Here is a 6166-nt window from a genome sequence, read left to right as displayed (position 1 = left end):
GGGTTACCTGTTCCATACGGGGCAAATTACCTCCGCCGGTTCGGTCCAGTACTTTCATCTGGAACCCACTGGAGTTACCAAAGCCGGGCACCGTAGGCGGCAGGAAGAAGTCTACTTTGGCATCAGTGATAAACTTCGTTCGTTCTTCCAGTTGTGCTACCACCTCCTGAATTGTCTCTTCCCGATCTTCCCACGATTTTAGGTTCACCATGCCCATACCGTAGGAAGCACCGGATAAGCCATTGGTAAGGCTGTAACCGGCTAAGGTAGATACCGAGCTTATGGCACTGATGCCGTTCGCCGTTTTCTGTACATCCTCCAGTACTGTCGTGGTCCGCTCTACCGTAGCTCCGGCGGGAGTTGTTACGTTCACGTAGATCATACTCTGATCTTCCGTTGGGATAAAGCCAGTCGGTAAGACTTGATTCACTCCCCAAGTAGCGGCGAAAAAGCCGAGTAGTACTATTACCGTAATTATCCGTCGACCCGCTAGAAACGTAATACTGCTTCGGTAGCCGTTCGCAAAAGAATTATAGCCATTATTAAACTTGCGGAAGAACCACTGTAGTGGGCCTTTCTTCACTTTGCCGTGGGTGTTCCTTAGCATAATAGCACACAGCGCTGGGGTTAGCGTTACGGCATTGATACCGGAAATTACAATAGCAATAGCTAAGGTGAGCGAGAACTGACGATAGAAAATTCCCACTGGCCCAGTCATAAAGGCTACCGGGACAAACACTGCGGACATTACCAAGGTAATAGAGATAATCGCTCCGCTAATTTCTTTCATCGCGGCAAACGTGGCTTCCCGCGGCTCCATATCTTCCTCCTCCATTTTAGCGTGCACTGCTTCTACCACTACAATGGCATTATCCACCACAATACCAATGGCTAGCACCAAGGCAAATAGCGTCAACAGATTAATGGAGAAACCTAATTGCTCCATAAAGAAAAGCGTTCCAATCAGGGCAACGGGTACGGCTAAAGCCGGAATTAAGGTAGAGCGAAAATCCTGTAAGAATATAAAAACGACCAAGAACACCAGAATGAATGCTTCCACTAACGTGCGAACTACTTCATTAATAGATGCGTCTAGAAAGCGAGATACATCGTAGGTAATTTTGTACTCCATGCCGGGCGGAAATGTGCTACCTTCTAAGCTAGCTAATTTATCCTTTACCCGTTGAATTACCGCTCGGGCGTTAGAACCCGGCTGCTGAATAATCATAATGGAAGCCGATGGTTGTCCGTCAGTACGAGCAATTCTTCCGTAGTTAAGGTTTCCTAACTCTACATCGGCTACGTCCTTTAATCGGAGAATAGAGCCGTCGTCGCTGGCTCTGATAACGAGTTGTTCGTACTGTTTAGGTTCAAAGAACTTACCCGTATAGCGCAGTACGTATTGAAGCACCTGAGGTGCCCTGTCGTTACTGATTCCAGTGAGGCCCGGGGCCGCTTCAATATTCTGATTCTGAATAGCACTAACAATCTCTTCGGTAGATACTTCGTAGGCGGTCATCCGGTCGGGCTTTAGCCAGATACGCATAGAGTAATCTTTCGTACTCATAATCTCGGCAAAACCTACTCCTTCTACCCGTCTTAGTTCCTGTAGTACGTTCAGATCGGCAAAATTATAGATAAACTTTTCGTCCAGCGTTTCATCATCACTCATGATGTTGATGTACATTAACAAGCCTTCTACCGATTTTTCGGTGGTAACCCCTGCTTTGATTACATCATCGGGCAGGTCATTTACCACGGTAGACACCCGGTTCTGTACCTCTACTGCCGCCAGATCGGGATCGATGCCTTCCTCAAAAAATATTTTAACAATGTTAGTCCCTCGGTTACTGGAAACTGACGTCATGTAGGTCATTCCCGGCACCCCGTTGATTACTTTTTCTAGTGGCGTGGCAACCGTATTGGAAACAACTTCTGCGTTGGCACCCCGGTACTTAGCCCGTACTTTTATTGAAGGTGGGGCAATTTCCGGAAAAAGCTCAACCGGAAGGGTAAAAAATGAAAGTGCTCCTAATAAAGTGATGAATAAGGAAATGACCAATGAAAGAATTGGCCGACGAATGAAAATATCAAACATATGCTAATGCTGAGTATGTGCTCAGGTGTTCAAGTGTTCGGGTGTTCTTTGACATTTGACCTGAACACATGAGCACTTAAATACCTAAACACTAAAATTAAATTATAATACTTCTGCTTCTTGTGGAGTCATGGCGATGATGCTATCTAGCCCAACGTGCTGCGGTTCAATCAGCATACCCTCCTGTAGATTCTGAATTCCTTCAAAAACAATCCGGTCGCCCGGTTCTAACCCCGATTCTACAATATAATAGTGAGAAAAACGCGTCTTAGGGATAAAGTTTTTCATCTTCACTTGGTTCAACGAATCTACTAAAAATACGTAGTTCTTATCCTGAATTTCAAATACCGATTTCTGCGGAACAATCACCGCATTTAGAATAGTGCTAGACAAGCTAATACGGCCAGTGGCCCGGTGCTTCAATATTTTTCCGGGATTGGGGAAGCGGGCTCGGAAAGCAATAGAGCCAGTGCTCGCCTTAAATTCTCCTTCCATCGTTTCAATCATCCCCATATGCGGATAATGCGAGCCATCGGCTAACACCAATCCTACTTCATCAGAATTGGCTTCAGCGTTACCACGCATCTTCATATACTGCAAATACTCACTCTCGGACACATAGAAGTACGCAAATACATTGCTAATATCTGATGCAGTAGTCAGCAACGTACCGTGTTCAATCAAGCTACCGGTTTTGAGAGGAATGCGATCTATTATACCGTCGAAAGGAGCGCGAATGCTGGTGTAGGAAACCCGCATAGTAGCATTGGTTTCAGCCGAACGGGCCTCGGCGATGCGAGCTTTTACCGCTTCTAGTCGAGCCTGAGCTACATCTAGCTCCGTTTTAGAAATTACGTTTTTATCAACCAGCACCCGAAGGCGGTCAACCTCTAGCTCCACCGCTTTAGCTTCAGCAATAGTATTTTGCATATTAGCTTTGGCTTTAGCTAACTCGGCTTTGTATTCTTCGTCGTTAATCTTAAAGAGCAGTTGTCCTTTCTTCACCTCCCGACCTTCATCTACGTAAATTCTTTCCAAAAATCCGGGAACCCGAGCCCGCAATTCAACATTCTGAATGGCTTGGATGTCCGCCACATACTCCCGATGCAGGGTAGTATCTCGCATCAAAACCTGAGTAACCGGAAGGTTCTGTACCTCTTGCTTCGTAGCGACTGTGGCTTTTTCGGTACAGCTAGTAAAGGTTAATGTAACCGATACTATAGCGATTAGCAGACCCTGAATTGATTTTTTCATAGACAAAATTAAAAATGAATTTATGTTAATTTATACGAGTAAACACACTATATGTAGAACTTGAAAAGGTATTAACTATTGCGCGTTTTCTATACTTTCAGCTTGATCGCTTTTAGGAAAGCAAACTTTTCCCGTTGCGATAAGTAGGCAAATGTAATATAACAGTCTAAAAGTTGATAATCTGTACTTCCAAATTCATCTACCAAAAAAGGAGGGGGAGATATAAATAAGCCCATTCCCTTACTCAATTGTGGGTATGCGACTATCCCACTCTAATGTAACACTTTCTAAGCTAGAACAAATTCCAAAAAACTCGGCTATTAATTTATTTTTTTTACAAAAGCAGCTCAATAGTTAAAAAAACGTTAGCTGAGAATCTGTTCGATTAATTCTACGGCAATTTATAACTATTCCGTGAAAAAATAAAATTTATTTTTTTGCAATGAGATTTTTACAAAAATCTTACACCTCTAAATTTAACTAAAAAAGGCGAATTTTTCATTAATAGTTTTCGCAAGATGCTGCTTAGTTTATGTACTCTTCTTTCTTCACTAGCGTAAAGTACTTTTCATCGGATATAATATATCCTTGGTCATAGCAGAAGTAATAGGTTGTGCCGCCTTTCGTCTGGTAGATATTGGTGTAATAATTAAAGTTAAATCCCTTTCGGGCCAACTCGTCTCTTCGCACCCGAGCCTTACCGTTAGGATTAAGTTCTGCTAGAATTCGGCGATTTTTTCTTAGGGCATTATTTACGTTACGCATCAACTTATTGGCATCGCTGTTTTGGCGATTATGGTAGCTGTTCCGGCACTGGTCGGAGCAAAACTTTTGATCCATCCTACCTCGTAAAGTAGTTTCACACTCCAGGCAATAACGCTCTTCGGTACTCATGACACTTCTAATTTTAGGTATTTTTGTAGTAGTTGGCTTATCTGCTTGGCGTGGGTAACAATCATAAAGTGCCCCCCACCTTTTACCGCTACGTAGTTTTGTAGGTAATGTGCGGGAAAAATGCGGTCTAACGTACCGTGTAAATGATGAGTTGTGGTTTCTGCCGAACTACCTTTCCATCGCATCACCGTTTTAATGGCCCATTCGGCAAACTCGTTATTAGTTTCATCAATAGTAACTTTAAGCAAAGCCCGATGGCGTTTCGATAATGCGCCAAACCAGTAAGGTGCTACCTTGCTAAAAATAGGCTTTACCCACCGGAATGGAAACAAATGATACAAGCCGCTATGGCGAATAAGCTGTAATGCCGGACTCAGTTCCTGAGGGTGCTTTACACTGGAGATCAAAATCAGCCGCTCACAACGAAACATGCTAGCTAGCTCTTGAGCCACAATTCCCCCAAAAGAAAGCCCAATTAATGTAAATGATTGGCTAGTATCAATCTGATTCAATAGACGGGTGGCGTATTCATTGAGCAGTTCTTTTTTCTTAGGCGGTATCCATTGAATAAATCGTGTTTCAGCACCCGATAGCTTGATATACCGAAATGCCCGCTCGTCGGCCCCTAAACCGCTAATGAAATACAACACCATACCTTAATTTGACGGATACCAGGCGCGTAAGCGCACTTCAATATTCTCGTTCTCGCCCTCTACGATCTGCTTAAATTTATCTACGTTGCTCAGACCATCCGAACCGCGGTAGTGGAAGGGGTAAACTACATCCGGCTTAAATTCTACCACTGCATCGGCAGCTTGTTCCACACTCATGGTGTAGGGCAAATTCATACAAACAAAGGCTACATCAATATTCTCTAGAGCGCGCATCTCGTCAATATCTTCGGTATCGCCGGATATGTAGATGATTTTGTCCCCGATGCCTAACAGGTAGCCATTTCCCCGGCCCTTGGGGTGACGGGAATCCAGAGCTTCAGGCAGATTATACATTGGTAGGGCTTCAATACCGATACCTAACTGCTCGATAGTTTCTCCGTTGCCAATCACCACCAGTTGCTGCTGAAGTTCTTTGGGAAGTTGGTCGGCCACTGCTTGGGGCACCACCATCGGCACACCTTTAGTTTCAATTGCTTTTAGCGTTTCCAGGTTCATATGATCACCGTGGATGTCGGTGATCAGAATCATATCAGGATCGTCCACCCCAGCAAAAGCTTCGGCCCCGCCGTAGGGATCCACGTAAATGGTCTGGTCGTTCCACATCAGTGCCAGCGTGCCGTGCAAAATGGGTTGGATAGTAACCATTCCTTCACTAGTTTCTAACTGGTCGGAATCAGTTCGCTGGGCGGTAACCGATAGGGCACTAAGAATAAATAGCTGCGTGAAAAATAGTGTTAGTTTCATAAGATCATAGCTTTTTTAGTTAGACTATTGGTTGCGCGACGGGCGGCTCTTATCGCATTGATAAACCTTTTAATCAACAAAAGTCTCCCTAATAACTTCCTTTATCTTTGCGGTTTCACCGTCAGTCAGCTTACCTACGGTTCGGGTTATTCTACTTTTGTCTATGGTTCGTATCTGGTCAATGACTACCCAATTCGGCCTACTTCGGATGTTTATTTCCATCCGAGTCGGGTAAGCTTTGGACTGAGAAGTAATGGGAGCAATCGTTATTTTTTTTAAATGCTTATTCATTTCGTCGGGTGAAATAATGATGCAAGGTCGCGTTTTTTTAATTTCACTGCCGATGGTAGGGTTCAGATTGACGATGGCGATACAGTATTGCTCAAACTTCATCAATCCCAGCTATCGTCTTCAAACACATCATCAATCAGCAGTTCATCATCACCGGCTTCGTGCATCTCCCGAAAAGCTTCTTCCCAATTTCGCCGGGGTTTTTGAACCG

6 protein-coding genes are annotated in these 6166 nt (G+C 44.1%); all 6 read right to left on the bottom strand.

The window, feature by feature from the left end; translation table 11 throughout:
- The coding region (locus WBA23_RS26240; RefSeq protein WP_424585237.1) for an efflux RND transporter permease subunit at positions 1–2098 on the bottom strand (2098 nt) is incomplete at its 3' end.
- A 102-nt stretch (positions 2099–2200) separates the two neighbouring features.
- On the bottom strand, positions 2201–3352 hold the full coding sequence (locus WBA23_RS26235; protein ID WP_424585236.1) for an efflux RND transporter periplasmic adaptor subunit: 1152 nt from the start codon (positions 3350–3352) through the stop codon (positions 2201–2203).
- A gap of 525 nt (positions 3353–3877) precedes the next feature.
- Entirely contained in the window at positions 3878–4246 is a 369-nt protein-coding gene (locus WBA23_RS26230; RefSeq protein ID WP_424585235.1) for a hypothetical protein, read from the bottom strand.
- Positions 4243–4899, bottom strand: a complete 657-nt coding sequence (locus tag WBA23_RS26225; RefSeq protein WP_424585234.1) for an alpha/beta fold hydrolase — start codon at positions 4897–4899, stop codon at positions 4243–4245. The genes WBA23_RS26230 and WBA23_RS26225 overlap by 4 nt, the downstream gene beginning before the upstream one ends.
- Positions 4900–4902: 3 nt before the next feature.
- A complete protein-coding gene (locus tag WBA23_RS26220) occupies positions 4903–5664 on the bottom strand; it encodes an MBL fold metallo-hydrolase (protein ID WP_424585233.1) in 762 nt (253 codons plus the stop codon).
- A 69-nt stretch (positions 5665–5733) separates the two neighbouring features.
- Positions 5734–6057 carry a type II toxin-antitoxin system PemK/MazF family toxin gene (locus tag WBA23_RS26215; RefSeq protein ID WP_424585232.1) on the bottom strand — a complete coding sequence of 108 codons (324 nt, stop codon included), beginning with the start codon at positions 6055–6057 and terminating at the stop codon, positions 5734–5736.
- Between the last annotated feature and the right edge of the window lie 109 nt (positions 6058–6166).

This window comes from Tunicatimonas sp. (genome assembly GCF_049647865.1).
Lineage (GTDB): Bacteria > Bacteroidota > Bacteroidia > Cytophagales > Cyclobacteriaceae > Tunicatimonas.
This window is presented reverse-complemented; position numbering and strand designations above follow the sequence as displayed.